The sequence below is a fragment of the Methylobacterium oxalidis genome (genome assembly GCF_007992195.1).
Lineage (GTDB): Bacteria > Pseudomonadota > Alphaproteobacteria > Rhizobiales > Beijerinckiaceae > Methylobacterium > Methylobacterium oxalidis.
Window position 1 is genome coordinate 1 of sequence record NZ_BJZU01000133.1, and the last position, 24,616, is coordinate 24,616.

32 protein-coding genes, 1 tRNA gene and 1 pseudogene are annotated in these 24,616 nt (G+C 65.2%); 14 read left to right on the forward strand and 20 right to left on the reverse strand.

What is annotated here, in order from left to right; genetic code table 11:
- Window positions 1–91: 91 nt before the first annotated feature.
- The gene (locus tag MOX02_RS24820; protein WP_147028506.1) at window positions 92–322 is read right to left on the reverse strand and encodes a hypothetical protein; all 231 of its coding nucleotides are present in this window, start codon (window positions 320–322) and stop codon (window positions 92–94) included.
- Between the two features lie 583 nt (window positions 323–905).
- Here MOX02_RS24820 and MOX02_RS24825 point away from each other — a divergent pair.
- From MOX02_RS24825 to MOX02_RS24835, 3 genes are all read left to right on the forward strand, one after another.
- A complete protein-coding gene (locus MOX02_RS24825) occupies window positions 906–1,145 on the forward strand; it encodes a DUF6894 family protein (protein WP_147028507.1) in 240 nt (79 codons plus the stop codon).
- Window positions 1,146–1,526: 381 nt separating this feature from the next.
- Complete coding sequence (locus MOX02_RS24830) at window positions 1,527–2,273, forward strand: Crp/Fnr family transcriptional regulator (protein WP_147028508.1); 747 nt, start codon at window positions 1,527–1,529, stop codon at window positions 2,271–2,273.
- Complete coding sequence (locus MOX02_RS24835) at window positions 2,270–2,542, forward strand: hypothetical protein (RefSeq protein WP_147028509.1); 273 nt, start codon at window positions 2,270–2,272, stop codon at window positions 2,540–2,542. The genes MOX02_RS24830 and MOX02_RS24835 overlap by 4 nt, the downstream gene beginning before the upstream one ends.
- Window positions 2,543–2,605: 63 nt before the next feature.
- Here MOX02_RS24835 and MOX02_RS24840 read toward each other — a convergent pair whose 3' ends face one another.
- The 3 genes from MOX02_RS24840 to MOX02_RS31525 all read right to left on the reverse strand — a co-directional run bounded on the left by MOX02_RS24840 (window position 2,606) and on the right by MOX02_RS31525 (window position 4,241).
- Window positions 2,606–2,809, reverse strand: coding sequence for a hypothetical protein (locus tag MOX02_RS24840; protein ID WP_147028510.1), 204 nt, complete (start codon window positions 2,807–2,809; stop codon window positions 2,606–2,608).
- A gap of 754 nt (window positions 2,810–3,563) precedes the next feature.
- Window positions 3,564–3,821 carry a hypothetical protein gene (locus MOX02_RS24845; RefSeq protein ID WP_147028511.1) on the reverse strand — a complete coding sequence of 86 codons (258 nt, stop codon included), beginning with the start codon at window positions 3,819–3,821 and terminating at the stop codon, window positions 3,564–3,566.
- A 279-nt stretch (window positions 3,822–4,100) separates the two neighbouring features.
- Window positions 4,101–4,241, reverse strand: a complete 141-nt coding sequence (locus MOX02_RS31525; protein ID WP_170267983.1) for a hypothetical protein — start codon at window positions 4,239–4,241, stop codon at window positions 4,101–4,103.
- 133 nt (window positions 4,242–4,374) lie between these two features.
- Here MOX02_RS31525 and MOX02_RS24850 point away from each other — a divergent pair, with 133 nt between their 5' ends.
- A complete protein-coding gene (locus MOX02_RS24850) occupies window positions 4,375–4,677 on the forward strand; it encodes a hypothetical protein (protein ID WP_147028512.1) in 303 nt (100 codons plus the stop codon).
- Window positions 4,678–4,730: 53 nt separating this feature from the next.
- On the forward strand, window positions 4,731–5,312 hold the full coding sequence (locus MOX02_RS24855; protein ID WP_147028513.1) for a hypothetical protein: 582 nt from the start codon (window positions 4,731–4,733) through the stop codon (window positions 5,310–5,312).
- 230 nt (window positions 5,313–5,542) lie between these two features.
- Here the strand turns inward: MOX02_RS24855 and MOX02_RS31530 are convergent, their stop codons facing one another.
- Complete coding sequence (locus MOX02_RS31530; protein ID WP_170267984.1) at window positions 5,543–5,743, reverse strand: hypothetical protein; 201 nt, start codon at window positions 5,741–5,743, stop codon at window positions 5,543–5,545.
- Between the two features lie 350 nt (window positions 5,744–6,093).
- Here MOX02_RS31530 and MOX02_RS24865 point away from each other — a divergent pair, with 350 nt between their 5' ends.
- The gene (locus MOX02_RS24865) at window positions 6,094–6,321 is read left to right on the forward strand and encodes a hypothetical protein (protein WP_147028514.1); all 228 of its coding nucleotides are present in this window, start codon (window positions 6,094–6,096) and stop codon (window positions 6,319–6,321) included.
- Between the two features lie 830 nt (window positions 6,322–7,151).
- Here MOX02_RS24865 and MOX02_RS24870 read toward each other — a convergent pair.
- The gene (locus tag MOX02_RS24870; RefSeq protein ID WP_147028515.1) at window positions 7,152–7,451 is read right to left on the reverse strand and encodes a hypothetical protein; all 300 of its coding nucleotides are present in this window, start codon (window positions 7,449–7,451) and stop codon (window positions 7,152–7,154) included.
- 929 nt (window positions 7,452–8,380) lie between these two features.
- On the opposite strand from MOX02_RS24870, the gene MOX02_RS24875 reads away from it, so the two are divergent.
- Window positions 8,381–9,040 carry a phosphatase PAP2 family protein gene (locus MOX02_RS24875; protein ID WP_238178654.1) on the forward strand — a complete coding sequence of 220 codons (660 nt, stop codon included), beginning with the start codon at window positions 8,381–8,383 and terminating at the stop codon, window positions 9,038–9,040.
- A 131-nt stretch (window positions 9,041–9,171) separates the two neighbouring features.
- Here MOX02_RS24875 and MOX02_RS24880 read toward each other — a convergent pair whose 3' ends face one another.
- The 4 genes from MOX02_RS24880 to MOX02_RS24895 form a co-directional block, all read right to left on the reverse strand.
- Window positions 9,172–9,627 (reverse strand): hypothetical protein, encoded by a 456-nt coding sequence (locus MOX02_RS24880; protein ID WP_147028517.1) that lies wholly within the window; start codon window positions 9,625–9,627, stop codon window positions 9,172–9,174.
- Between the two features lie 267 nt (window positions 9,628–9,894).
- Window positions 9,895–10,164: a hypothetical protein gene (locus MOX02_RS24885; protein WP_147028518.1), complete on the reverse strand. Its 270-nt coding sequence runs from the start codon at window positions 10,162–10,164 to the stop codon at window positions 9,895–9,897.
- 548 nt (window positions 10,165–10,712) lie between these two features.
- A complete protein-coding gene (locus tag MOX02_RS24890; RefSeq protein ID WP_147028519.1) occupies window positions 10,713–10,940 on the reverse strand; it encodes a hypothetical protein in 228 nt (75 codons plus the stop codon).
- Window positions 10,941–11,679: 739 nt separating this feature from the next.
- Complete coding sequence (locus MOX02_RS24895) at window positions 11,680–11,910, reverse strand: hypothetical protein (protein ID WP_147028520.1); 231 nt, start codon at window positions 11,908–11,910, stop codon at window positions 11,680–11,682.
- 1,298 nt (window positions 11,911–13,208) lie between these two features.
- Here MOX02_RS24895 and MOX02_RS24900 point away from each other — a divergent pair.
- Window positions 13,209–13,583: pseudogene (locus MOX02_RS24900) on the forward strand (hypothetical protein); the annotation flags it as partial.
- A gap of 170 nt (window positions 13,584–13,753) precedes the next feature.
- A complete protein-coding gene (locus MOX02_RS24905; RefSeq protein WP_174804967.1) occupies window positions 13,754–14,032 on the forward strand; it encodes a hypothetical protein in 279 nt (92 codons plus the stop codon).
- A 99-nt stretch (window positions 14,033–14,131) separates the two neighbouring features.
- Here MOX02_RS24905 and MOX02_RS24910 read toward each other — a convergent pair whose 3' ends face one another.
- The 3 genes from MOX02_RS24910 to MOX02_RS31535 all read right to left on the reverse strand — a co-directional run bounded on the left by MOX02_RS24910 (window position 14,132) and on the right by MOX02_RS31535 (window position 15,159).
- Window positions 14,132–14,314 (reverse strand): hypothetical protein, encoded by a 183-nt coding sequence (locus MOX02_RS24910; RefSeq protein WP_147028522.1) that lies wholly within the window; start codon window positions 14,312–14,314, stop codon window positions 14,132–14,134.
- A 451-nt stretch (window positions 14,315–14,765) separates the two neighbouring features.
- Window positions 14,766–14,987: a ribosome modulation factor gene (locus MOX02_RS24915; RefSeq protein WP_147028523.1), complete on the reverse strand. Its 222-nt coding sequence runs from the start codon at window positions 14,985–14,987 to the stop codon at window positions 14,766–14,768.
- Between the two features lie 16 nt (window positions 14,988–15,003).
- Window positions 15,004–15,159: a hypothetical protein gene (locus MOX02_RS31535; protein WP_170267985.1), complete on the reverse strand. Its 156-nt coding sequence runs from the start codon at window positions 15,157–15,159 to the stop codon at window positions 15,004–15,006.
- A 227-nt stretch (window positions 15,160–15,386) separates the two neighbouring features.
- Here MOX02_RS31535 and MOX02_RS24920 point away from each other — a divergent pair, with 227 nt between their 5' ends.
- From MOX02_RS24920 to MOX02_RS24930, 3 genes are all read left to right on the forward strand, one after another.
- On the forward strand, window positions 15,387–15,566 hold the full coding sequence (locus tag MOX02_RS24920) for a hypothetical protein (protein ID WP_147028524.1): 180 nt from the start codon (window positions 15,387–15,389) through the stop codon (window positions 15,564–15,566).
- A gap of 33 nt (window positions 15,567–15,599) precedes the next feature.
- Window positions 15,600–15,791, forward strand: a complete 192-nt coding sequence (locus MOX02_RS24925) for a hypothetical protein (protein ID WP_147028525.1) — start codon at window positions 15,600–15,602, stop codon at window positions 15,789–15,791.
- Window positions 15,792–16,558: 767 nt separating this feature from the next.
- Entirely contained in the window at window positions 16,559–16,849 is a 291-nt protein-coding gene (locus MOX02_RS24930; RefSeq protein ID WP_147028526.1) for a DUF6894 family protein, read from the forward strand.
- Window positions 16,850–16,858: 9 nt separating this feature from the next.
- Here the strand turns inward: MOX02_RS24930 and MOX02_RS24935 are convergent, their stop codons facing one another.
- From MOX02_RS24935 to MOX02_RS24940, 3 genes are all read right to left on the reverse strand, one after another.
- The gene (locus MOX02_RS24935; protein ID WP_147028527.1) at window positions 16,859–17,065 is read right to left on the reverse strand and encodes a hypothetical protein; all 207 of its coding nucleotides are present in this window, start codon (window positions 17,063–17,065) and stop codon (window positions 16,859–16,861) included.
- Between the two features lie 63 nt (window positions 17,066–17,128).
- On the reverse strand, window positions 17,129–17,305 hold the full coding sequence (locus MOX02_RS31540) for a hypothetical protein (protein ID WP_170267954.1): 177 nt from the start codon (window positions 17,303–17,305) through the stop codon (window positions 17,129–17,131).
- A 62-nt stretch (window positions 17,306–17,367) separates the two neighbouring features.
- Window positions 17,368–17,643 carry a hypothetical protein gene (locus MOX02_RS24940; protein ID WP_147028528.1) on the reverse strand — a complete coding sequence of 92 codons (276 nt, stop codon included), beginning with the start codon at window positions 17,641–17,643 and terminating at the stop codon, window positions 17,368–17,370.
- Window positions 17,644–17,795: 152 nt separating this feature from the next.
- Between MOX02_RS24940 and MOX02_RS24945 the strand changes: the two genes are divergently transcribed.
- On the forward strand, window positions 17,796–18,053 hold the full coding sequence (locus tag MOX02_RS24945) for a hypothetical protein (protein WP_147028529.1): 258 nt from the start codon (window positions 17,796–17,798) through the stop codon (window positions 18,051–18,053).
- 75 nt (window positions 18,054–18,128) lie between these two features.
- Here the strand turns inward: MOX02_RS24945 and MOX02_RS24950 are convergent, their stop codons facing one another.
- The 4 genes from MOX02_RS24950 to MOX02_RS24965 all read right to left on the reverse strand — a co-directional run bounded on the left by MOX02_RS24950 (window position 18,129) and on the right by MOX02_RS24965 (window position 22,788).
- Window positions 18,129–18,506, reverse strand: a complete 378-nt coding sequence (locus tag MOX02_RS24950) for a hypothetical protein (RefSeq protein WP_147028530.1) — start codon at window positions 18,504–18,506, stop codon at window positions 18,129–18,131.
- Between the two features lie 303 nt (window positions 18,507–18,809).
- Window positions 18,810–18,899: transfer RNA gene (locus MOX02_RS24955), tRNA-Ser, on the reverse strand.
- An 89-nt stretch (window positions 18,900–18,988) separates the two neighbouring features.
- Complete coding sequence (gene mdoH / locus MOX02_RS24960) at window positions 18,989–21,154, reverse strand: glucans biosynthesis glucosyltransferase MdoH (protein WP_147028531.1); 2,166 nt, start codon at window positions 21,152–21,154, stop codon at window positions 18,989–18,991.
- An 11-nt stretch (window positions 21,155–21,165) separates the two neighbouring features.
- The gene (locus tag MOX02_RS24965; protein WP_147028532.1) at window positions 21,166–22,788 is read right to left on the reverse strand and encodes an OpgD/OpgG family glucan biosynthesis protein; all 1,623 of its coding nucleotides are present in this window, start codon (window positions 22,786–22,788) and stop codon (window positions 21,166–21,168) included.
- Between the two features lie 252 nt (window positions 22,789–23,040).
- Here MOX02_RS24965 and glmU point away from each other — a divergent pair, with 252 nt between their 5' ends.
- Window positions 23,041–24,426, forward strand: coding sequence for a bifunctional UDP-N-acetylglucosamine diphosphorylase/glucosamine-1-phosphate N-acetyltransferase GlmU (gene glmU / locus MOX02_RS24970; protein ID WP_147028533.1), 1,386 nt, complete (start codon window positions 23,041–23,043; stop codon window positions 24,424–24,426).
- Window positions 24,427–24,616: the final 190 nt, after the last annotated feature.

Here is a 24,616-nt window from a genome sequence, read left to right on the forward strand (position 1 = left end):
AGTGGCCTTTCAGCCGTGGCTGCAACGTGCTTGCGGGTGCCAAAGAAAAGCCCTGGCGCGAGGCCAGGGCTGCAGGGGCAGGGAACCCGCCTTAACGGGCAGAAGTTGCAACGACCTCAGCAACGACGCGCGGGGTCGCCGGGGCACGCGCGGTCAGGGACGGCGTGGTGGTGAGCTCCGCCGCTGGACGCACGGCGGCGGTGGCGCGGGCCTGCTCGCGGTAGAGCGTCGGGGTGACATCGATGCGGTCACCCGCGAGCGCGGTGCCGGCTAGGGTGACGGATGCGAGAGCAGCCAGGGCGAGAGCGCGAGTGGTGCGCATGGGAGGTCTCCAGGTTCAGGGTGGCCGTCCGCGAAGGCGACCGATGAGGGATTGAACGACGGAATTTGTGCGATGCGGTCTGCTGATTTTGCATTGCACCATAGTGCGTATTCGTGTGCTTAGTGAACGTATATTTCGCCTGCCTGAGCGCAGATCTTCTTGCAGGATCCGCCTGAGATATGCACCCAGCGCGTATGAAATTAGATTTTCATGCGAGCTAATTTTTATTTGAAGGCCAGCAAGTCGGTAGCGGGTGCTTCTGGTTTAGAGGCGCCCAGCGGGCTGGTTCGAACCAGCCAAGAGCCGGTTCGGTGAGAGAACGCTCAACCTCGGCCGTTCTGCTGGGCTCTTAGACCTCCCCTTGCAGCACTTTCCAGAAGCTCAAGACCGCTCTCCGGGAACGGCTTTGGAACGGTCCACACGAGCAAGCCCTAATGGAATGCGGTCTATCTCCTGCGAGGGTTCACAAACGTTGTGGCATCTTCCGTACCGATCGGTGCAGAAGCGAACTATCGCTGGCTTGATCCCTGGCCGTCGGCGCCTGAGAGATGCGTGTGCTCCCGCCCAACATGCCGAGAGCCACATGCCCCGCTACTTCTTCGACGTTCACGACGGTGGTCCCCAGTCCGACGACACGGGGACCGAGCTTGCAAGCCGGGACGAGGCACGTGCAAAGGCCAAGTCGCTCCTGCCCGACATCGCCCGCGAGGAAATCCCCAAGGGTGATGACCAGAGCACGTTCACCGTGCTGGTCAGGGACGAGAACAACCATCCCGTCTACTCGGCTACGCTCACCTTCGCGGGCAGCAGGTTGCAGAGCTAGAGCCTTCTGCTGCTACGCCCACTGCTGGCCGTAGTTGCCGATATCGAGCGCACGCGTCTGGACCAGGGCCGCGTACAAGGCGTCCTCTTCTGACCTGCCGCCGCCCTGGGCTTTGCCAGGAAAGCGGCCTTGAAGCTCAGCCAAAAAATCTGGGTTTCTCGCCCGCGAATTAAAACCCAAATAAATCGTTCCCCGACGAATAAAAAATCGCGGTAATTTGACGCTCTACAGCATACATTAAAAACATCTGTAAAAATTGATCTGGGTTATGGCCGCCGAATTACATCGGTTTATCGTGAGGCCATCATCAGCTTTTCTGACACAGGTGCTGATGGCTGGGAGAGCCGTGCGCTTCCGCCTGCAACGCAAGGCGAAGCGGCCATGCCCTCGACCTCCGACACCCACGCCCTGACCATGCTCGTCCGCAAGCTGGAGAGCATCGCCATCCTCTCAGACGAGGAGCGGCAGGCCATCCTGAACCTGCCGGCGAAGACCCGAGTTCTCCAGCCCGGACAGGACATCGTGCACGACGGCGACAAGCCCTCACAGTGCTGCCTGATCCTCAAGGGCTGGGCCTGCCGCTACAAGATCATTGGCGAAGGCAAGCGGCAGATCCTCTCGTTCCACATCGCGGGCGACGTCCCGGATCTGCAGAGCCTGCACATCCACACCATGGACCACAGCCTCGCCACGCTGACCGAGGCCACCGTCGCCTTCATCCCGCACGACAATCTGCGGGAGCTGATCGCGCAGCATCCCGGCATCGCGGCGGCCTTCTGGCGCGACACGCTGGTGGATGCGGCGATCTTCCGCGAGTGGCTAATCGGCATGGGCCGGCGCTCGGCCTACGAGCACATGGCGCACCTCTTCTGCGAACTGTACCTCAAGCTGCAGGCGGTGGGGCTGGCTGGGAGCTACTGCTGCCCCTTGCCGATCACGCAGGTGGATCTCGCCGACGCGCTGGGTCTGACGAACGTGCACGTCAACCGCGTGTTGAAGCAGATGCGCGAGCAGAGCCTGATCACGCTGCGCGGCCACACGCTGGTGATCGAGGCGTGGGATGAACTCAGCCAGGTCTCGGAGTTTGATCCCACGTACCTGCATCTGGAAAAGCGAGCGGCTGCATGAGCCTTCGACTGCAGCCCATCCGTGTCAGGACAGGCAGCACCGACGCTGAGAGCCAGCTCGTCTTCGAGAATGGCTCCCTCGTCGCGGTGCTGACCCACCTCTCGGACGAGTACGGCGACGAGGCGGGCATGTGGTTCTTGGAGGCTGGGTTCGGGCCGCTTGATGATCCGTACCCTCCCAAGTTCGCCGATCTGGATGAGGCGCAGGACTGGATCACGCGCAAGCTGGCTGCCTTCCCAGCGCACGGCGCGGCAGGCGGCGCTCCTTAACGCCCATCCGGCGAACGGCGCTGCCACCCTGCTGGTCGGGTGGAGGCGTAGAGAGCGTGACGCCTACCGCTCGCCCACTCCCGACAGCAGCTTCTCGATCTGCGCCATTCCATTCTCGTGCGCCTTCGCCTCGCTCGTGAGCGAGCGATCCGAGCGCTGGACCAGTTTGCCGCTTCGGCGGATCGCCCACTGATAGGAGGCACCCTCCGCCTTCGGCGGAAGGATCTCCAGCGTGTAGGGATGGGTGTTGGGGATCGTGTCAGTCATGCCTGACCCTGTGCCACAGGCACTCGCCGACACCAAGGCCGACCGCCGCCAGCAGATCGACGCTGGCGTATGTCCTAGCCTTTTCGGCCCTCGTGCATCATAGATCCTCCACCCTCCGCGCAATCCCGTGCTTTGGGCGACGATGCGGAGATCATGATGGCGCATGCAACCAACAATGGGTCGGCTCAGTCTATTTCAGCCAACGACTTCAACGAGCGCGTGAAGCGTCTGCTGGAGAAGAAGCCTGCCCTGGAACCAGCTCAGCCGAAGCAGGCCGCGCGGCGATTTTTGCGCAGCGGTCCGAGGACGTAGCGGCCTTTCATCGGCATCCAACTCCGCAAGGAGGGGCTCGCCCACTCGGAGGTGGGGTGAATGACCGAGAGCCAGCGACCCCTGCGGTGTCCTTGTCACGTGGCCGGTGCATGGAGTTCTGCAGCCAGGCCGATGAGCAAGACGATCTACCCCGCCGCCCGATCTGATCACGGGCTGGCGGGGCGTGTCGTGTCCACACGACGCTGATCGGGCCGGTACGCAACGTGGCCTGCGCGCAGAATGCAGCGAAGCGGTTAGCTGAGCGTCAACAGCCTGCAAGAGGCGCAGACCCGAAGTGGGGAAGAGCCCTGCCTGAAGTCGCCGCCACTTCCGGCCGAGGAGGCGACAGCACGCTACACGCCACGCCACTGCGGATGCGCCGCAGCTAAACGCCTACGATGGCTATGCTTCGCTTCGGCAAAAATTTGGGAATGCAGGGCGCTCAGGTTCTCGTGCGTTCACGAGCAGCACGCTGCGAAGATGCCGGCGTGACTGCCGCACGGCATTGCGTGTTGAGGTTGTGCGGCTGGCTGCGCAGGCACGTCGTGATACGGCCCGCGTCAGGAATGTAGGCGCTGCACAGCCGCATCACGTCCGGGATGCAGGCATTCTGTTGAGCGGACGTGCCCTGAGCACTCGCGGCTCCGGTGAGTGCGACCGTCAGAGCAACTGCGCAGGCAGAAAGGGCGCGTTTGGTCATGCTCAGCCTCACTGGTGTCGCCGGGCGCCGTGGCTGGTTCGCCTTTGGCAAGCGTAGGCTTTGCCGATGGGTCGGGACAACCTTTGGTGGCTTGGCGATGTCCCAAGGTCCGGCACCGTGGCCCACAGGTCACTGTGCTCACAGCAACCCATTTTGCCGGCCGCCGTTATGGACGCCCGCTTTGCGGACAGGAGCGGGGCGCCCACTCGGATCGTGGCGAGTAACGGCCGAGAGCCGGCGGCTTCTTGATCTGCGAGGCGCGGCCGGCACCATCGTTCCTCAGAAGGAATGGGAAGACAGACCGACCCCAATCATCATCAGCGCCGACACAAAAACCAAGCCGAGAGTAAGGTCGAGCCACGGCTCGCGATGTGGAAACGCTGCGAGAACGATCGTGGCGATCAGGAAGATGACTATCACGGCAATCATTTCTGCCGATTGCCATGGTTTCGCCAGGGATCAACCAACATGGGTGTCCGTGTAGGACTTGTGCACCGACAAAAGAACGCGCAATTGGCGGCCGATTGCCATTGCATGGAGGTAAAACTGCAAAATGCGCATTGCGACCGTTGTTAGCCTTCTGTCCTCGGGTGAGATCCCGTCGGCCGATGTGACTGCAGCCGTGGAAACCTACCTCTCCCAAAGAACGCCGACACTGTTTCCCCTGGGCCGCGAGGACGAACTGGACCTTGCTGCCGCCGTTGCCGCGAACCAATTCTCGATGAGGCTTCTGACGCTGCGCAACTGCGGTACCGCGGCCCGACGCGCGGCGGTGCGAACGGCGATCATCCAAGCGCGGCCGGAGAAGCGGCTAACTGAGCAGCAGGATGCCGAGCGATCTCCTCTTGCGACGTAGCCCGATGCGGGTACGGTACGTAAGAAGACATTGATGCCTAGGAAGCTCGCCCGGTGATCGCGCACGTGCACCGCATAGTCGTAGCGCTGGAAACCGTTACTTTGTTTGGGGTAGCTTTCGCGTCTATCGCGTGCTGCACCGCATTGGTCGCACAATTGATATTTTTTGCCAAGATCGGGCATTGGGTAGGATCTGTCTGCGCATTTTATCATGGCGTTAGTGGCAAGAACGATTGCGACTTTGTTCGCTCGGATAGCGAGTTGATGAACCTGATTTTAGAAACCGCTGTCAATGAAGTTAATTTCATCGGTGTGCTGATCGGGGTGATACTCCTGTTTGTGCTCCTGTTTGTAGTTGTCGACTACATAAAATTCCTGCTTATTGACCATTTTTCTCCCGATCGAAACGATCCAGACTTAGCTCCGGGGGTAGGCTCCGCCGCAACCTGGCTGCCTGAGGGGCGTTCCAGAGCGGAAGTGACCGCCTGGCCTGTGGGCGATCGGCGACACGGGAACGAGCCTGAGATGCCCAATTCTGGGGTGAGGACACCGTTGGCTGCTCTCACCTCGGCTGCGCCCACGACGTCAAATGCGCCAGCGAGCGGCCAGTCGGCGACTGCTTCGCTGACCAGCTGAGAGATCCGTCACCAATCCCGCTGCGCCACGGCAGCAGCGGACTGCTCGATCAAGCAAGCTTGCTCGTCGGCCGACAGAGTGCTCCGCAGCCTGCCGTCGCTGCAGGTCACGCCTCCCCGCATCGGCTCCGCGTTGAACCCAGCACGGCCAACTTGCGTAGAGCCATGCAGGTCCGCTCACTGCGGGCCCTCAAGATGGAAGGAAACCCCATGCGAAAGCCATTCCTCGCCCTAGCCGTTCTGGCCGCCTTGGGCCTTGCCAGCTCGGTTGGCTCGGCTTCGGCGGCTCCGGCACTGCCCAGCGCGATTGAGGCCCCCGGCGATCTGATCGACGTGCAGTACAGGCACCATCATCATCACATGCGCCATCATCGGCACCATCATCACATGCGCCACCACCGGCATCACCATCATCACATGCGACACCGGCATCGGCACTACATGTGAGCCTGTAGCGAAGGTGAGCAACCCATCTGCCGGCCCACGATAGATGAAGCTGCCCCGCCGCCCGTTCTGATCATGGGTTGGCGGGGCGTATCGTGTCTACACGACGTTTATCGGGCCGGTATGCTCGGCGGCCTGCGGATAGGACGCAGCGCGGCGTTTAGTCGAACCTCAGAGGGTTAGGAGAGGAGCAAGCCCAAAGTAGGAGATGCCCCATCGCATATTGATGACGTCAATTTTGGCTATCGACGGCATCTGTTTGAATGATGGTGCAGCGCGGAGCACATCCCTCTCATGAAACAGGGCGCAGGCCCTGAAGCTCCAGAGGGATCATTACCATGACCATCCGCACTCTTGTTCTTGCCGTCGTCGCGTCCGCCACTCTGACCGGCACTGCGATGGCGGGTGATCGCATCGATGTCACCCCGACGCTCTACCGCGAGCAGGCTCGCGCCACCGCCGCCGTGCGTCCGGCGTCGGAGCTGACGACCACGCCGTCCTTGGTTGCGCATGCCCCGGCGGCCCCGCGCGTCGTCGCTGAGGCTGCTGTGACCTCGGCCCGCTAAGGCAGCCTTCCTGAACTGCAGCCCCGGCCTCGCGCCGGGGTTTTCTTTGCGCGAGGCCGGCGGGAAATCTTGTGCGAAGCCGTGTCGGATTGTGGCCGGCGGTTGCGGGTCAACGGCTGCGGGGAACTGCTGAGTTTCTGGCAGGTTGTTGCATTGAGTGGCCCAATTCAGCCCCCATGGGTCGCGCTCCTACAGCCCTGGCTTCGGCCGGGGCTTTTTTCTTTGCGCGAGAGCTGCGGAACGGCTGATCTGAGGGCACGTTGGCCTCATAGACGGCTCGGTTTGGTCCCCGAAGCCGTGGCGGTGATGGTGACGAAGAGACACCTTCAGCCCTGGCCCTGCGCTGGGGCTTTTTTCTGCGTAGGACCGGCGGAAGACCTCGCGCGAGGTCGTGAATGGGGCTTGCGTATCAACTCCAAGCGCAGGGTTGGAGTTTTTTCCGCTCGGATCCTAAGCAGGCCACATGGCCCTCGCCGATTGGGTGATATGGAGCGCGTGGCACTGCTTACCGGAGAAGCGAGAGGCCCGCGTAGTTGAGGCTGGCCGAGTAGATTGGAGTATCATCCTCATCCGTCACCAGCACCACGATCGCACGCTGATCGCCATCCTCCGGGATCTCGTTGCGCGGCACAGCACCAACCTACACGGAGAGCAGGGTTCGACGGCGCGGGTCGGAGATTTGGACCCCGCGCCGTCTAGCCGATCCGAGCGTGTGAGGATCGCCTCGGCCGGCATCCGAACAACCGTCCTCAGACCAGGCTGTTTCCGGATGGGTCCAAGGCACCTGCCCGCGATGCTGATGCGCAACGCAGGATTGAGGTTGAGCGTGCTTAGGAATTGTAGGTGACGAGAGAGGTCACCAACGAGCCGTGCTCGCGGACCAGAGCCTGCGCCTCCGCATCACTCGCTGCCGCCTTGTCAGGAGCAGAACGCGGGATCTCATAGACGTCGTAGTGCGCCGAGTTGCTGTTGGGTTTGACGTAGCCGAAGCCGCGCGCGGCGCGGCCAGCCTGGCTGTCGAACAGGCAAACTGCGTCGGCTGGCGACACCACGTTTCCTGCCGATCCAAATTGAGCCGTGTCGCCGTAGACGCGGCCTGTACCCCGTTCGACTGCAATGAAGCGCGTCATGCCGATCCTTATCTCAGCTTCCCTGTTCAAGGAGGTGGGATTGGACATCGGCTGAGGCAAGGAAAGTGCGGCGCTACCTTCGCGTGCGTATCGTCCTGATTGGCCAGCAGCTCAGCATGGGATGAGGCTGCCCCGCCGCCCGATCTGATCACGGGCTGGCGGAGCGTGTCGTGTCCACACGAGGCTGACCTGGCCGGTACGCAACGTGGCCTGTGCGTAGGACGCCTTTGGACAGTTAGGCGAGCATCAACGGGCCAGACCCCATCGTTTATCGGGCGGGCCCTCAGGTTTTACCTGTTTACCATTAGGCTAGCTGCCCAAATTCCAAGACCTGCCAGTGTAATCGAGCCAGCAAGTATCATTGATCTGTTTTTCGCCGGGCTTTCAACCGCTCGTCGCGCGCGCAGAGCCAGCAACATTCCCCCAACGACCAAGAAGAAACCATACAACACCAATGAATTCTGCGAAATCGACATATTATAGCCTTCTGCCTCATCATCGAACTGATGCAGCCCTGGTGTTCGGGCTCGCAATTACCCTGGCGCCAGGGCCGCGGGTGCGGGCAGCACCCGAGACGGAGGCAGCGAGCCCATGCTTCGTGATTGCCAATCTCGCCTCCGTGCTGGTGACCTAACGGATACGCTTGCACGGGATTGCGGTCTGGGTCGAGGCTATCGAGGTACGCGTGCCAGCCAGACGCCGTGAACATTCAGGAGAGGGCGATGCTGTCAGATGCGCGCCGTGAGGAGCAAGGACGATGGCAGCAGTCCAGCACGAGGCGTTGATCCGCGCCTACATCGAGGAGGTCTTCAATCTGATGGGTTCTATCAACCACGCCAGGCAACAACGGAGTTGGGCGAGTGAACCGGTTTAGTTTTCCTGCTCAAGCGTCCGTCATCGCCCGCCTCGGCAGGCGGGAGATCAGCCTCTTGGCCACGCTGTTCTGCGTTGCCGCACTCCTTCTCGCATTCGGCTTGCTGGCCGACGAGGTGATGGAGGGCGACACCATGGCCTTCGACAATGCTGTTGCGCGCTTCTTTCGCCCCCTCGGAGCGGATGGCCCAATAGGGCCGGCATGGGTGCACGAGCTGGGCCGCGACGTGACTGCTTTGGGCAGCATGGTCGTCCTGTGCTTCCTCTTGGCGGCCGTGGTCGGCTACCTGCTTCTGATCCGCAAGAAGGGCGCGGCTGCCCTGGTACTAGGATCGATCCTGGGCGGAACGCTCATCAGCTTCGGGCTGAAGCTGCTCTTCAATCGTCCCCGTCCCAACATCCCCGGCGGCATTCAGGTGTTCACCGCCAGCTTCCCGAGCAGCCACGCCATGCTCTCCGCGGTGACCTTCCTGACGCTCGGTGCCCTCATGACGCGCGTCGCCGCAGACATTCGGCTCAAGGCATACTTCATGGGCCTCGCAGTCTTTCTCACGGTGGCTGTCGGGCTGAGCCGGGTCTACGTCGGGGTCCACTACGCGACGGACGTTTTGGCCGGTTGGAGCGTGGGTTCGGCCTGGGCGATCCTTCGCTGGATCGTCGCCCTACGCCTTCAACGGCGCGGGCAGGTCGAGCAGCCCGGGGGCACACCGTCATGACACGAGCCATTGCCCCTGCGGCTTACGACTACCAGTCGCCACGGCGCCGCTCGCGGGCCGGGCATTGTGGAGCCGGCCAGCTCACGTAACTGCATTCCGGAGCTGCCGGCCACCCATTGCGCGGCGCGCCATCAGTGCTGGTAGACCTCCAGCGTGTCAGCAGTGAACAGCACCTCCGCCCGCAGAGACACGCCGCTTGAGGAGCCGTCGATCATCGAGATCGCGTCCGGGTAGACGGTGCCGCGGCGGCCGTAGGCGCGCTTGGCCTCCTCGCACCAGCCGTCGGCGGGCTCCGGCATGGTCAGGCGCCGGCGGTTGATCTCGGTACGCACAAGCGCCTTGAGCCGCCCCTGGTCGTGCTCCCAGCGCTCCTGCGAGCCGCCGTAGGCCGCCCGGATGGCGAGCCAGGGCGCCTGGGCGTTGCGGCCGGGCTTGACCGCCTTGCACTTCTCCAGGGTGATCGCGTAGCCGACGAGCTGCGTGACGAGCGCCGGCGCGCGGCTGGGGAGCGGTGCCTCGACCATCTCGGCGGCGCGGGCGCCGGTCGCGGCGAGGACGAGGGCCATCGGGATCGCGTAGCGAAGCATGCTCGGGCTCCGTCATGTTCGGCCACCCCTGGTGCAACGCCGTGTTCGGCTACGGCGAAGCATACCGTTCAGGGTGCGATGTATGCATTATTCAGCATGCCAGCCTGCGTGGCAAGCAGAATAATTCTTCCGCTGCGCTTGGAAGGCACGCCGACGCTGTTCCACTCGGGCATGCCCCAGCGGAACGTTCCAAATCGGTTCCGGGAGAGTGGTTTCGAGCTTCTGGAACGCGCGGCAGGGAGGCTTCTGAGAGACCAGGGGAGCGGCTCAGTCCGAGCATGTCCTCTCGTCGCCCTTCGGCGCTGGCGTCAGGTTCCCGCCGGGCGTGGTTGGCACCGCTAGGTGGAAATACTTCCGGTCGCCCGGGACGGCCTCGGCCAACCCGTCGATGGCATCCACGATGCCGCCCGCGGCCACGTAGACGGGCGAGTTGATCGCGGCACGGGACAGGACGCGGCTGCACTCCTTCCGTCCGCCCTCGGCCCGGTCGAGGAAGTCGCGCTGCTCAGGGCCGACGAAAATGCGATTGCGTCCCAAACTGCCTCCTCTGCTGCCCGAACCACACTTGGAACAAACATCGAATGCGGCAACCGCTGAAGGGATATCTCAACTCACTGCCCTGCCTTCGCACTGGCCAACGGAACGTCTCAAAGCCTCCTCTTCGACGCAGGCGAGGAACCATCAAGATGATGTCCGGTTGCTCTTGTGCGGCGCAACATGGCTGCCGAGGAGCGGATATGATCGGCCCAGCGGAACTCGAAGACATGCTGGCGGAATATGCCGACGCACAGCAACCCCCCGACGAACTGACCTCCACAGAGCTATCAACGTCGCCGCTGAGCCACTGGTCGTGGGGCTCAGGGCCCACCGCTGCGGTGGTCTGCGGTCAAGATCCGGTGACGCCACTCGCTGTAGATCCACTCCGCTCGCAGGGCGTGCACTAACTGGCCGCTTGCCGGCACCTGTTGACCGACCGCAGATCGCGCGATTGCCCGACTGGTCTTCGATGCGGGCGAGATCCGCACCACGCTCTGCCGCCTGAGGAATGTAGTTGCTGCGGTTTGCAAGCCGCACGACCGCGCCTCTCACAGCTTCGTCGCATCCGGCGCTTGGATATCTGCGGCCATCGCCTCGCAGCCTCTCACGATGGTGCTGCGTGCCTCATTCTGGCTCAGACCGCACACGTTCAGCACCCGCACAACCTGCAGTGTGGGATGGCCTTCAATGAAGAGGCGGCCCTCCCATCCGAACTCGGTCCCCTGGAACTCGATCCGGAATGTAACGTCGTCGCGCTGAAAGACGTGCGGCTCCATGCCGTTGCTCCAACAAGATTGCTCCCTATCAACCAACCATTCGCTTTCACGGTTCTGGCGCTCGCCGCATGATCCCTCGTCAAATGGGCATCAGCCCAGCGGATGAGCCCGACCGCCTGAGGTCGTCGTGTTCACCCTGGCTCAAGTGCAGACAGAGGCGGCTGCTGTCCTGACCAGCTGGTTGTGGACCAGGCTGTTTAAGAGGATCAGCCAGGACCGGAGGAGCTGGAGATGAGGCGAGGACAGAGGCCGTGTGCCGAGCAGGTGGTGCTGATGCTGTGCTAGATCGAGGTGTAGCGAGAAAGCATCGCGCCATGCCTAGACCTCGGATGAAGCGAGTTGAAGGGCAAGAAATGCGGCATCGGACCAGCGATTGAGAGGACGGCGCTGGGGATACAAGGAAGGGCGGCTGAGTTGCTATGCCCCCCGGCGACACAGGCTTGTGCTGCGGAAATGCTAGGCGCTCTGCCCTCTGAGATGGGACGCCCGAGCAGTACGCAGTCAGCGCGGCGGCCGGTCTCGAAACTTTTGGCTACCCTCCTTCGTAGAGCACACTGATGCTCACGCTCCGAGAGGCCAGGTTGCTGGATCATCCCACGGCGAGGTTGCGCCGCAAACTCCGCTTGCGTCCTTCATGGCTGCTTGTCGTCGCATCGCTCATAGTCGCACTCGCGTGGTGGCTCGTTATCTACGCAGTCACGGGGCGCATTGTTTGGCTTTGGTAGCGGCTGCCGTGCCGTCAGTTCGGGTCCTGGCGCGCCGATAGGTACGCAGCCAAAATATAGCCTGCCTGCATTGCCGATAGATATGCAGCTATTATGAGTATCTTGGAAATATCCAGCTCTCCCAGTAAAAACCATAGGATCGTCAAACCGAGCACCAAAATCGCGGCAACTGCGATAAGCACTACAACATCGCAACGAAAGCCAATTCCGGCCCCTATCAGAAATAATAGGCCGGCAATGATCATGACAAAGGCTTTCGACTTCGGTATTGCTAAATTTTTAGGAACATTCTCACGCTTTGCTTGGCATTCTAGAGGCTAGATCAGAGGAAAGCTAGACCATTACGTGCGGTTGACGCTGCGGAGTGCTGAGCAGCTGCCTGCCACCTCTGGCACGCTGAGGCATTTCGCTTGGCCTGTTTGGATGCGGCCGCGGTAAACCGTTCGTTTCCAACCGGCAGCTAGCATAAAGGTGCGACCTCGCGTGGGCGTTATAGCGCGGAGCCTTTGCGTCTTGCGTCCATCATCCACGCGAGGCACCTTAGCCGTGAGAACGTCCCCCGACGATCTCATCCTGAGCCCGCCCGGCGCCCGCAACCGCCGTGGCGGGCTTTTTCGTGCCTACAAGCCTGTGCCGCGCCGCTGATTACAGATCGCGACACCAACGCCAAGACAGACCCCGGACCAGAACAAGCATTCCGGCATCGCTTCACCGCTGCACGCCGGTTAGCCCGGCATCTACCGCGGTAAGCGCATTCCTGAACGAAGATGTGCGCAACGACACAAGCCCAGCCATACGCTTGTATGATTGCCAGGACGCGCCCCGCCTGGAATGAAAAGCCTGTCGAGTGAGCCATTTCTCGGCATGCCCCGCCGGATCGTTTCAGCCCCCCTGCGCGCCCGGCGGGGCAACGGTTCCTCCCAAAGCACTCAGCCCCGCAGCCTCTCGGCTCGCGGGGCTTTTTGTTTCGGCCACTATTCCAATTTGAAGCCGCGAGGGCGCCCCACACGCTCTCACCCCGAGCCCGCCCGGCACCCCTCTGCCGCGGCGGGCTCTTTGTCAGAGCGGTAGGTCCTGCACCCTCGCGAGAGCCTCCAGCCCAAGCTGAGTGATCGCCCACACACGCACCACCGCGTCATAGGTCACATAGCTAAGAACCCGAGCATCCTGCCGAGCCTTTCCCTGAGCCACTGTGCAGCCGATGCCGATCTTCCGCGGTGATACCGGGCGGCCCTGCTTCGCCCAGGACGTGCAAAAACTCCGCATGTCCGGGCTCATGAGCCGCCTCCGGATCCGTTCAAGGCTGGCGAGTATTTCGGTGACCGTTCGTGCGTCCACGCCATCACGAACACCACTCACGGTTGCGTGAATTTGGCGCCAGTCCATTTCCCTTGGGCAGCATCCTTGAACGATGGCGAGGGGCCGAGGGAGCAAGCAGTCGACCTGCCGTGAGATCACGATCGGTACGATTTGACGCGCGAACGTTGCAGGCACGGCCGCGTTCGCCCTGGAGGTGGGCTCCTCCAAAACTTTGGTGATCTCAATGACACGCATCCTATTAGCCTCTGCGGTCATGGCCGGCGCCCTTGCCATGATCCCGGTCACCGCTGACGCCCGCGGAGGTGGGGGCTTCCGTGGTGGTGGTGGGTTTGGCGGCGGTGGTTTCCGCGGCGGTGGGTTTGCTGGAGGAGGCGGTGGCTTCCGTGGTGGCGCAATTGCCGGTCGCGGCTTCGCAGGACGAGGCTTTGCTGGCGGCTATCGTGGCCGCGGCTACTATGGTCGTGGTCTTGGGTACGGCGCCGTCGGCCTGGGCCTGGGCCTCGGAGCCGCATATGGCCTCGGCAGCTACTATGGCAGCGGTTGCGCCTACGGGTATGACGCCTACGGCAACTGCACCGGCTACTACGGTTACGGCTACTGACGCATAGCCATCGAAAAAGAAGTCCGCCTGGCTCGCCGCGGTGGACTTCATTTTACATAGATCAACCTCAACAACGTTTGAGAATAATGTTGGCAGAGGTGGAGAAACTTCTTGCACAAAGCGCGGTTGGTAGGCTCGACGCTGGCGCTCGTCAGCAGGGAGATCCTATGAAGAAGCTTGGAACGTTTACTGCTCTGGCAATCATGTCGGCCTGGCCGGCTTTCGCCCAGACCTCCCCCTATCCGCGACCGCCGGATACCACTGGCACTGTCATCACGGGTCAGCCCAACACCACCGGCAACACCCGCGACGTGATTATCGCGCCGGGTGCTACCGGCGCTGAGACGATTACGACGGATTCGGCGGCTGGAGGCAACGCGGGCCAGCCCTCTCGGCGCGTGCCGCAGGGCAGCGCTGGCAGCGGCGGCCATGGCGGAAGCCAGTAAGCCAGCCCATTCCTGCAGCCGATCTTCAGCCCCGCACCCTCGCGGGGCTTTTCGTTTGAACGCGAAAACATGACCTTGGAACTGGCTATTTAAACTCACTCAGACCAGCAATGCGATGAGCAAAATCGCCACCACTCCTCCAGCGATCGCAAGGCCCATAAGCACGATGCTGCTCAGCTGATCGACACTGTCGATATCCTGCCCCTGCCGATGGTGGGGCTGATTGGCAGGGGCGCTACTAGCCGAGGTTGTGTTCACATCGGGATAGACACGGGCGTTCATGGCATCCTCCTGACACTGCGAAGGAGAACGCGGCTACGAGCGCAAAGTACCACAGGAGGCGACCGACAGACTGGCAGTGTCTCCGTTTCAGATCGGATGCTGGCCGAGTGCGCTCCGTATTCACACCCGCTCCCTCAGTCAGCTCCTTCCGCTGGCGGATGCTCGACGCCTTACCGCCTCAGCCTACGCGGCCGGGAAGCCAAGGGTGGACGACGCATCAGCGCCTCAAGGATATTGTCAGGCAAGGTGCGAGCGGATGATGGCGAACAAATCTCTTTCAGCTATCGGACGAACACTTCCAGCAACGGCCAATGTCGGCTGGATTGGCAGACAGACTTTGGCGCCCACGCCCGCGGAAGTGACACAGGCCCATCCTCTGACACTGTGCTGCCCGCTGTGCTTCAACCTTGGACGGCCGCGTCGGCAAAAGCTCACGTGATTGGCTCTGTGGCTATTCAGGACCGTCGCCGATGGGGTGCTCGCGCTGCTGCTCTGAGGTGTCTGAGACGGACGTGTCGCCACGCTCGCCATCCGGCACCTGCCAGCCGCGCTTCCATGTGGCATGCTCTTCCGAGCCTTCAGGGTAGGGATTGGCCTCGATCGGGTCGCCTCGATCGAAGGCATGCCGGCCTTCCACGCTGACGGCAGCGGGGGAGCGAACTGGAACAGACATCGGCGCTGTCCCCCGCCTAATTCGCACCGCGGTCGTTCGACACCGGCTTGTCAGGCTGAGCGTCCACCTCGGAGGGCTTCGGCGATTGGTCAGGCTCGGCAGATTGGGGCTTGGTGGAGCCTGTCCCAGGCTGCGCATCTACTTCAGACGGCTTCTGCTTGTCGTCGGTCATCGTTTCCTCTCTGTGCTGGGCGAACCGCCGAGGCGGGCGCCGATAGAGGAACGGGAGGCTGTGGTCTTAGATCCTTAGCCGCTGTGACACTGCAGGCTCGTTGTGGCCCTCCAGGATAGGTGCCGGAGGGCAGGCCCGCTGACATCCGAGCAAGACGCACATGTAGGTTGCTGCCGGGTCGGAGCGCAGCCATTCTGCTCGGCACTCCGTTGCGCTGGCTGTCGTCCATGTCTGACCCGAAGAAGCTGGTCCGTGTGGTGATCACGGACGTTCCCGGCGGCTACGAACTCACGATTGAGGCCGACGATGGCCACGTGCTGCGGGTGATTGCGACAGCCGATCAGGTCGAGGCTCTGGCCCGGCAGTTCACGAAGGTGGCTGAAGACGATGAGCAGGCCGGCGGCTAAGCAGGGCGCGCAAGGGGACGTGAAGGAGGCAGGATGGCCGACGATTACAGTAAAGAGCGGAAGCAGGCGGAAGCGGAGTTTGCCAAAACACAGGATCGCGCCACGCTAGGAGCTTCGAAGGAGCCGGCCGTGAGCGCGGCGGATGAAAATACTGCGCGCTTGAAGGCGGCGCGATTGGCGCGCGATGCTGCCGATGAACCCGCAAAGGGCAAGGGGCGGCGGTGAGAAGGACGCTCTGCGGACGAGCCCAGCGGGCCGCTGGCAGGCATGGTCGAAAATTCTCAGGAGGGCGGTCGGGCGTGTTAGCCATTTTGAGCCTTCGGGGCGGAGTTCGTCTTTTCTGCCTCTTGTTGATGCTCGGCTAACCGCTTGGCCCCATGGTGCCTCTCACGAGCCTCGTTGCGTATCGGCTCTGCCGTGCGCCCACGGCACGCTCCGCCACTCCGATCCCCCTCAAGCGGCGGGGCAAAGTCACTTTCCGCACAAAAGGCACTGTCAAGCCTGTTTCTTATGGTTAAGCTTTAGTAGGCTCCCCGCTGCCGATGGGAAGAGGAGCCGTTATGCCGACAGCCCTAGCCGCCAAGGCCAACCTTCAGCGTCAGCAGGCTCGTCTGCTGGACCGGGCGCAGAGAAGCGACATCCCTCGTTACCGGCCAAGCGCCCGCGGCCGAAAGGTCGAGGATCTCGCACGCTATGGCGGCGGCCTCGCTGGTCATGAACTCGTGGAAATGGCGCAAGCCGCTCGTCAGCAGTCACCTAACCTCTAGCGTCCAGCCCGTTGATTGACGCGGATATCTCCTTCCATTCCTCAGCCTGCGACAGTTCCTGTTCCGGTTGCGGATGTTCCCGCCTCGTGCGTCGAGTAGTTCACATCCATTGACGCTGTTCTCGGTGCGTCCAGCGTGACAGTCCGCGGGTGCGTTGGACTGTGCCGGGTCGGCGCAGTCGAAGAAGTCACAGGCGGGTGCGAGCACTCCGCGCAATCCCATGCGTTGACGCCGGCAGAACTCCTCTGCCGGCGAGAACTTCATGCCCTGGTCTTCTTCGACGTGCTGCACGATGGTGACGATGTCACCCGAGATCATAAGGGCGTCGATCTCCCCGATGTGGACGCGGCCCAAACCCACGCGATCGAGATCTGGCACAGGATCATCGAGGAGCGACCTGCTGGCGGCCGGAATTCCCAGCACTGGAATGTTGCCATTCTGGACGTGAATGGGACCGGGCTGGCTCTCGTGCCAATGCCGACGGGCCCGGACGGTGAAGCTCTTGCGATGTGCTGAGGTCTGGCCTCAGCGACGGCCCATGCCCAGCATTGGCTTCGTGTCGCGCTCGGCGGCTACTAAGGCGGCCTCCCGAGCCTTCTCCTCGCTTCGGTAGGCCCGGTCCGATCTCTCAATCAGCTTTCCGCTTCGGCGGAGCGTCCAACCGAAGTGGCCCTCCGGTTTGGTGAGGGGTTCGACTTCGATGCTGTAGGGGTGCGGTACGTCGTTGCTCATGGCCACGCTATGCCACGGCCGGCCAAGGTGACCAACTCGCCGTCGGTCAGCGTCGCGACCGGCTCAGCCCCCGCGCCGCTCCTCGTCCGCCACAGCCTCTACGGCGGCAATGACGTTCTCAAGCTCGGCGATCCGGCGCAGCATGCTGTCCGGCGGGAGCATATCGCGTTCGGCTGCCTCCAGGATGATCTCGCGCTGGTGCGCCTTCAGGCGGTCAAGGAGTGCTTCGAGCTTTTGCATCAACGAGGCTTTAGTTGCGATGGTCTACGTCGACAACCGCCGCGCGAATATCGTTGCTGGGTTTAGCCATTGGCATGCGGCGTCAGTCCCTTCATGCCGAGTAGGCGCGCCGATGCCATGATCTGGTCGGCGTCGAGTTCTCTGTCCTCAACGAAATAGCGGAGCTGACCGTCCTCCTCGACGATCTCAAGCGGCAATCCACCCTCGATCAGGAAGCGGATAGCGTTGCTCAGCACGAGGTCGAGGATGCTCTGTTCGGTCATGGCCCGAGGATAGGGCTCACCATCTAAATTCCCAGCCAGGATGCCAGCCGACGCCGGTTGGGTGAAGTAGGCCAAGCACATCGGAGCCGGCAGCAGAAATTTGATCTCGTACAGTTACGGTTCATGAACAATGCCGCAATTTGCGTGAAATACGCTGCGCACCCTCGACGGTCGCGCGAGCGGTGGCGTAGTCGTGCGCCAGGTCTTGAGAACAGAGTGGTGAAAACGTGATTGAGTGGAACCGTTATGCCGTCGTTCATTGGAAGGTGAGCGTACTCTCTGAGAAGAACGATGCTCAACTGAAGGGAAACACTCGCGCATTTGCAGAACTTGCGCAGGCTGTGACGTTCGTTAAGGCTCTCAACGATGAGCATCAGCAGACAGCGAGAGTTGATTGCGGCGGGAAATCCTTCCGCATTGATGAGATCAACTACCTTGCCGAACATGCGGACTTCCCGCGCGAGCCCCGACCCGCAGCGGCGTGACGCGTCCTACTGCAAAGAGATTGCCGGCGCCTGCTGTCTGACGCACAGTAGGCCACGCGCGCGTTCACAACCCGCTCACCACCTGAATTCCCAGACCGGGATGCCAGTCGGCCGTCCCGGTACGTTGCGGTAGTAGGTGACGAGGCCGTGCTTCATCCGATCCGCCGAGAGGCTGGTGCACTTCGCCCCGCTCAGCATCAGGGCGCCGCAGTGGTCCGCGCGGATCGTGCCGGCGGTCGGGTGCACCCCGAACAGGTCCGTCACGCTCCACCCGATCTCCAGCGCTTCGGCACCGAACCGATCGAGGAAGTCGAGGGCGTTGTCGTACATCGGCAGCCAGGCCGACTGCGAGAGGCCAGGGCAGGGCGGCGAGGACGGCTTGAGGCGCGAGAAGGCATCGCGCCACGCCTGGATCTGGGACGGGACGAGCTGAAGAGCAGGGGAGGCGGACATCAAACCTGCAGCTGATGAAGGGCTCAGAAATGGAAAACCCCGCCGCGTGTTGAGATCGCAGCAGGGTTCCCAATGACGAGCAGGGGCGTCCCACTCGGGTCAGCCGTACGACCAGCACGGTTAACGATCGGCTAATTCGCTGGAGCTCAGGCTATGGTTGCCACACGAGGAGGTGGGGGGAGTAACGACAAAGCGTCCGCCTGCATCCGCAGCGATCCGAGCACGCTGTTGGGGTAATTGTTGGGGTGACTAGCGCGGCTCTTCGAAATAGATTAAATAATACAAACACTTAATAATCATAACTGGCGGAAGGGGTGGGATTCGAACCCACGGTGGAGTTGCCCCCACGGCGGTTTTCAAGACCGCTGCCTTAAACCACTCGGCCACCCTTCCGGGCCCGCGCTCGGCAGCGCGGGTCAGCGCGCTTGATAGCGGAGAACGCCCGCGCGGGACATCGAAAACATCTCCCGCGGCGCCGCCTCTCAGCGGGCGAGGCGGCTGAGCCGGTCGAGGAGGGCGCGGTCGTGGAGGAGGGCCATGCGCTCCTTCGGGGTCAGCCAGCCGGCCGCCTCGGCGATCGTCTCGGCCTCCACCACCTTCGCCTGGGCCAGCGTGCGGTCCGGGTCGATGCGTCCGCGCGGGCGTGGCTCGGCGGCGGGCAGCATGGCGACGTGCGCGCGGGCGAGGCCGGGCTCGGCGTGGAGCGCGCGCAGGCCGTCCGCCTCGTCGAGGCCGCGGGCCGCATTGCGGGCGGCGAGCGCCCCGGCGGCCGCGGCGATCGCCGGGGGCTCGCGCTCCTCCGGGGTCATCAGGAGGCCGGCGCGCCGCAGAGCGAGACCGAGGCCGAGCTGGCCGCTGGCCCAGGAGATCGGGATCGCCAGGACGAGGCCGAGGATCGTGGGCGACATCCAGAGGAACAGGGAGGTGGCGATCGCGAAGGCCGCCACCCCCGCGATGAGGCCGAGTGCCGTGTGCCAGCGATGGCGGCGCACGATGTCGCTGAAGGGGATCGAGCCGTCGTCCCGCCGCTGCGGGTTCCAGCCGGTGTCGCGGCCGGCCAGGATCTGGAACACCGAGCCCGACTGGATCAGCATCGCGATCGGGGCGATCAGCGCCGAGAGCAGGATCTCGATGAGGCTCGAGGCGAGGAGCCGGAGGGTGCCGCCGCAGGCCCGCCGCACCGGCCCGTCGCTCAGCGCAAGGATCAGGCCGAGGACCTTCGGCGCGAGCAGGATCCCCATGGTGAGGCCGAACAGCTTGAGTGCCCGCACGGGGTCGAAGCGCGGGAAGACCGCGTAGAGCCCGAACTCGCTCGTGAAGTACTCGGGTCGCACGTAGGCCGTCTGAAGGACCAGGGCGATACCGACCACGAGCTGCGCCAGCCAGAGCGGAGAGGCGACGTAGCCGGCGATGCCCGTGGCGAAGTGCTGGCGGGAGGCGAGGGCGAGGCCGGCGGTCCCGATGATGCGGCTGTGCTGCAGGTTGCCCTGCGCCCAGCGCCGGTCGCGCACCGCCACGTCGATGAGGGAGGGCGGGCTCTCCTCGTAGGAGCCGGGGAGGGTGGGCAACATGTACACGGCCCAGCCGGCGCGCCGGATCAGCGCCGCCTCCACGAAGTCGTGGCTCAGGACGTGGCCGCCGAAGGGCGGCCGGCCGGTCAGGTCCGGCAGGCCGCAGGCCTGCGCGAAGGCGCGCGTGCGGATGATCGCGTTGTGGCCCCAGTAATTGCCGTCGCGGCCCGACCACACGCTCAGGCCCGTGGCGATCACCGGCCCGTAGATGCGGGCGGCGAATTGCTGGACGCGGGCGAAGAGCGTGTTGCGGTTGATGATGAGCGGCAGGCTCTGGATGATGCCGGCGTCCGGGTCCGCCTCCATGGCGCCCGCGAGCCGCACCACGGCCGCGCCGGTCATCAGGCTGTCGGCGTCGAGCACCAGCATGTGGTCGTAGGCGCCGCCCCACCGGCTCACGAAGTCGCCGATGTTGCCCGCCTTGCGATGGTGGTTCTTCGGGCGGTGGCGATAGTAGATCCGGGCCTCCGGCCCGAGGCGGGCGCGCAGGTCGAGGAAGGCGCGCTCCTCGGCGATCCAGGCATCCCCTTGCGTCGAGTCCGAGAGCACGAACCAGTCGAAATGCGCCCCGAGCCCCGTCGCCTCGACGGCCTCGCGCATGGCCTCGAGCCCCGCGAAGGTGCGCGCCGTCGCCTCGTTGTAGACGGGCATCAGCACGGCCGTGCGGGTGGCGAGGCTGGCCGGCGCCTCAGGCGGGCGCGGACGGCGGATCAGCGCCGCGAAGCCCAGGATGGCGCCGGTGAAGGCCAGGGCGATCCACGAGAAGTTCAGGATGAACAGGACGAGCAGCGCCCATTGCAGCGCGGTCGGGCTGCCCGAGACCGCGATCGTCTCGTACATCTGCAGGCCGCCGTAGACGGTCAGCGCGGCCGCGCCGCCGAACACGAACAGGCGGGCGGCCCAGGGCGTGCGCAGGGGCTTCGCCGGGCGGTGGCCCTGCTCCGGGCTCCAGCGCGCGAGGTCCTGCACCGGCATCGCGAGCGGCGCCTCCGGCGGCATGGCGGGCGCGAAGCCGCCCGGGTCCGGGCTCCGGGGCTCGGGCGGCGGGCGGTCGTCGAGGGCGGCGGTTCGGTCCATGGCGTGCCCTCTCACGGCGTCCAGCGGTAGAGCCAGGTCTCGGTGATCTGGCGCCCGTCCCGGCGCAGGGCGAGGCGCAGCTCGCAGGCGCGCTCGCTGCCGGGATCGAGCTCGAAGGCGACCCGCATCGTCCGCCGCTCGGGGTAGGGATAGAGCACCTGCCGGGCGATGGTGCCGGGGCTCGCCGTCAGGGTGGTCTCGACCTCGGGTCCCGGCTTCGCGAAGGCTTCGCCCGTGAAGTCCACGAGGAAGAGGCGGCGGTTGCCGCCGCTGCCGCGCCCGCTGCGGGTGCCGGCAACGCGGGCGACGGGGGGATGTTCCGGCGGCTCCCAGCACCAGAACTGCCGGTAGGCGAAGCGCGTCTCGGCGCCCGCCGCGAGGGCCGTCTTCGGCCGCCAGTAAGCGAGGATGTTCTCGTTGAACTCGGAATCGCTCGGGATCTCGAGGAGGGTCACCGCGCCCTCGCCCCAGGTTCCGAGCGGCTCCAGCCACAGGGAGGGGCGCCACTCCCAGTGCTGCACGTCGTCCTCGAAGGCCGCGTAGGCGCGCGCCCGCTGCATCAGGCCGAAGCCCTTCGGGTCGGCGTCGAGGAAGGAGGAGATCTGCAGGGTGTCCGGGTTGTGCACGGGCCGCCAGATCGCCTCCTCGGCGCCGTTGCGGATCTGCAGGCCGCCCGCCGCGTAGGCGCCGGCCCGGGCGTCGTCGCTGCCGCGCCGGTCGTGGGGGCCGAACAAGTAGCTCGCCTGCATGCCGCCGAGGCCGAGATGGTCGATGCCGACGCGCGGGAAGATCGTGCCCTCGATGTCGGCGATCGAGGCCTCGCCCGGGCGCAGGCCGAGGCGCAGCGCCCCGGAGGCGGATTCGGAATCGATCAGGGCGTGGACGACGAGCCGGTCCTCGCCGGCGGCGGGCCGCTCGATCCAGAAGGCGCGGAAGCGCGGGAACTCCTCGCCGCGTGCGTCGGCCGGGCGGAGCGTCAGGGCCCGGGCGGTGACGCCGAAGCCCTGGCCCGCCGCCAGCAGGCGGAAGAACGAGGCGCCCTGGAACAGCGCGAAGTCGGAGAGCTCGGCGCCCGAGAAGCGCGCCCGCAGGCGGAAGCCCGAGAAGCCCGGATCCTCCTGGAACTCCGGCAGCACGAAGCCGCCGGTCTCGAACAGGGTGCGGTCGTAGGCGACGGGTCGCACCGCGCCGTCCTCGATCAGCGCGAGGCTGACCCGGTCCGCGAAGATCGAGCCGCGGTGGAGCGGCTCCAGGGTGAAGCGCAGGCCCGCCTCCGCCCAGAGGGCGCGGCCGGGCGCCGTGCCGATGGCGTTGTACTGCTCGCGGCTGAGGTTCCGCAGCGAGCCCGGCAGGTCGTCGGTGCGAGGGGCGGCGTAGGGGGCCTTGGCGAGCGCGCGGGCGATCTCGACGACGGTGCCCGGCTCGAAGCGCGCGCCGGCCGGGGGGAGGGCGAGCGCGGTCTGGGCGGCGAGGGGGGCCGCGAACGGGCCCGCGGCGAGCGCTCCCGCCAACCCGCCCGCCGCGCGCAGGAGATCGCGGCGGGTGCGGTCTCCGGCACCGGCGGAATCGCCGGGACGGACGGGAGCGCGGGGGCGGGAAGGGCGGTCGGATCGAGCGTCTGTCGGCAGCGTCATACCGTCTTCATGCACGCAACGGCGGCGGATGGGCAGGGGGCATCGCGTTCCGTGTGCGGCGCAGCGCGCGCCGCGGACCGCGCCAGAGCGTCTACCACGCCGGTGCCTGAACCGGGGGTTAAGACACTTCCGATCTACTCCATCAGAAGTGGCAATGCTCCGTGCGGGCGGGTTTTGCGACGCCCCCGCGATCGGCTAAGCCGGGGGGCGGACGCGCTCTTCGCGCACCGAGCAGGATCCGGGACGCAACCCATGACGACATCCGACACCGCCTCCGGCCGGCGCAGCCTCACGGCGATCGTGCTCGCGGCCGGGAAGGGCACGCGGATGCGCTCCGACCTGCCGAAGGTGCTGCACCGGATCGCCGGGCGCAGCATGCTCGCCCACGTTCTCGCCGCGGCGCAGGAGGCGGGGGCCACCCGCATCGCCGTGGTGGCGGAGCCCGGGCGCGAGGACGTCGCCCGCGAGGCCGCCGCCGCGGCGCCGGGGGCGCGGCTCTACCCGCAGGCGGAGCGCCTCGGCACCGCGCACGCGGTGCTCGCCGCGCGCGCCGCCCTCGCCGAGGGCGACGAGGACGTGGTGGTGGCCTTCGGGGACACGCCGCTCATCACGGGCGACACCCTGCGGCGCCTGCGCGCGCCGCTCGCGCAGGGCGCGGCGGTGGCGGTGCTGGCCTTCGAGGCCGCGGAGCCCGCCGGTTACGGCCGGGTGCTCACGGAGGGAGACCGGGTGCTCGCGATCCGCGAGGAGAAGGACGCCACCGAGGACGAGCGCCGGATCCGCCTGTGCAACGCGGGGTTGATGGCGCTCGCGGGCGCCCACGCCCTCGCGCTCCTCGAGCGCATCGGCAACGACAACGCGGCCGGTGAGTACTACCTGCCCGACGCGGTGGCGCTCGCGGTCGGCGACGGCCTGCCGGTGGCCGTGGTGCCGGTGGACGAGGCCGAGGCGCTCGGCGTCAACGACCGGGTCCAGCTCGGCGTCGCCGAGGCGGCGATCCAGGCGCGCCTGCGCCGGGCCGCCCAGCTCGGCGGCGCGACCCTGATCGCCCCCGAGACGGTCTTCCTGAGCGCCGACACCGTGCTCGGGCGGGACGTGGTGGTGGAGCCGCACGTGGTGTTCGGCCCCGGCGTCGAGGTCGGGGACGGGTCCGTCGTCCACGCCTTCTCGCACCTGGAAGGGGCCCGGCTCGAGGCCGGGGTCAGCATCGGGCCCTACGCCCGCCTGCGGCCGGGCGCCCTGCTGGAGACGGGCGCGCGCATCGGCAACTTCGTCGAGGTCAAGAACGCGACGCTCCGGGCCGGCGCCAAGGCCAACCACCTGACCTACCTGGGCGACGCCGAGATCGGCGAGGGCGCCAATGTCGGGGCGGGCACCATCACCTGCAACTACGACGGCGTGAACAAGCACCGCACCGCGATCGGCCCGGGCGCCTTCATCGGCTCGAACTCGGCCCTCGTCGCGCCGGTGACCGTGGGGGCGGGCGCCTACGTCGCCACGGGCTCGGTCATCACCGACGACGTGCCGGCCGACGCCCTCGCCGTCGCCCGCGGACGGCAGGCGATCAAGGAAGGCTGGGCGGAGCCGAAGCGCGCCGCGATGCGGGCGGAGAAGGAAGCACGGTCGCGCAAGGGTTGAGCGAGCGCGGTCAGGGCTGGCACGGCGCCGTCCCGATCCGGTACAAGGGGTCAAGCTCGGCGGCGCGCGGCGCCGGGCCCGGCTCTTGCGGGACGCGGACCGCGCGAAGGCACCCCGGCCAGGGCCGGGACTCCGCCGACATCATCGAGGCTCGGAAGACACGACCATGTGCGGCATCGTAGGCATCGTC

Coding starts and splice junctions, on each gene's coding strand:
- MOX02_RS24820 (WP_147028506.1), bottom strand. CDS start 322: ATGCGCACCACTCGCGCTCTCGCCCTGGCTGCTCTCGCATCCGTCACC.
- MOX02_RS24825 (WP_147028507.1), top strand. CDS start 906: ATGCCCCGCTACTTCTTCGACGTTCACGACGGTGGTCCCCAGTCCGAC.
- MOX02_RS24830 (WP_147028508.1), top strand. CDS start 1,527: ATGCCCTCGACCTCCGACACCCACGCCCTGACCATGCTCGTCCGCAAG.
- MOX02_RS24835 (WP_147028509.1), top strand. CDS start 2,270: ATGAGCCTTCGACTGCAGCCCATCCGTGTCAGGACAGGCAGCACCGAC.
- MOX02_RS24840 (WP_147028510.1), bottom strand. CDS start 2,809: ATGACTGACACGATCCCCAACACCCATCCCTACACGCTGGAGATCCTT.
- MOX02_RS24845 (WP_147028511.1), bottom strand. CDS start 3,821: ATGACCAAACGCGCCCTTTCTGCCTGCGCAGTTGCTCTGACGGTCGCA.
- MOX02_RS24850 (WP_147028512.1), top strand. CDS start 4,375: ATGCGCATTGCGACCGTTGTTAGCCTTCTGTCCTCGGGTGAGATCCCG.
- MOX02_RS31530 (WP_170267984.1), bottom strand. CDS start 5,743: ATGCCGGTGTCGCATGTGATGATGGTGATGCCGGTGGTGGCGCATGTG.
- MOX02_RS24865 (WP_147028514.1), top strand. CDS start 6,094: ATGACCATCCGCACTCTTGTTCTTGCCGTCGTCGCGTCCGCCACTCTG.
- MOX02_RS24870 (WP_147028515.1), bottom strand. CDS start 7,451: ATGACGCGCTTCATTGCAGTCGAACGGGGTACAGGCCGCGTCTACGGC.
- MOX02_RS24880 (WP_147028517.1), bottom strand. CDS start 9,627: ATGCTTCGCTACGCGATCCCGATGGCCCTCGTCCTCGCCGCGACCGGC.
- MOX02_RS24890 (WP_147028519.1), bottom strand. CDS start 10,940: ATGGAGCCGCACGTCTTTCAGCGCGACGACGTTACATTCCGGATCGAG.
- MOX02_RS24895 (WP_147028520.1), bottom strand. CDS start 11,910: ATGATCATTGCCGGCCTATTATTTCTGATAGGGGCCGGAATTGGCTTT.
- MOX02_RS24905 (WP_174804967.1), top strand. CDS start 13,754: ATGAAGAAGCTTGGAACGTTTACTGCTCTGGCAATCATGTCGGCCTGG.
- MOX02_RS24910 (WP_147028522.1), bottom strand. CDS start 14,314: ATGAACGCCCGTGTCTATCCCGATGTGAACACAACCTCGGCTAGTAGC.
- MOX02_RS24915 (WP_147028523.1), bottom strand. CDS start 14,987: ATGTCTGTTCCAGTTCGCTCCCCCGCTGCCGTCAGCGTGGAAGGCCGG.
- MOX02_RS31535 (WP_170267985.1), bottom strand. CDS start 15,159: ATGACCGACGACAAGCAGAAGCCGTCTGAAGTAGATGCGCAGCCTGGG.
- MOX02_RS24920 (WP_147028524.1), top strand. CDS start 15,387: ATGTCTGACCCGAAGAAGCTGGTCCGTGTGGTGATCACGGACGTTCCC.
- MOX02_RS24925 (WP_147028525.1), top strand. CDS start 15,600: ATGGCCGACGATTACAGTAAAGAGCGGAAGCAGGCGGAAGCGGAGTTT.
- MOX02_RS24935 (WP_147028527.1), bottom strand. CDS start 17,065: ATGAGCAACGACGTACCGCACCCCTACAGCATCGAAGTCGAACCCCTC.
- MOX02_RS31540 (WP_170267954.1), bottom strand. CDS start 17,305: ATGCAAAAGCTCGAAGCACTCCTTGACCGCCTGAAGGCGCACCAGCGC.
- MOX02_RS24950 (WP_147028530.1), bottom strand. CDS start 18,506: ATGTCCGCCTCCCCTGCTCTTCAGCTCGTCCCGTCCCAGATCCAGGCG.
- mdoH (WP_147028531.1), bottom strand. CDS start 21,154: ATGGACCGAACCGCCGCCCTCGACGACCGCCCGCCGCCCGAGCCCCGG.
- MOX02_RS24965 (WP_147028532.1), bottom strand. CDS start 22,788: ATGACGCTGCCGACAGACGCTCGATCCGACCGCCCTTCCCGCCCCCGC.
- glmU (WP_147028533.1), top strand. CDS start 23,041: ATGACGACATCCGACACCGCCTCCGGCCGGCGCAGCCTCACGGCGATC.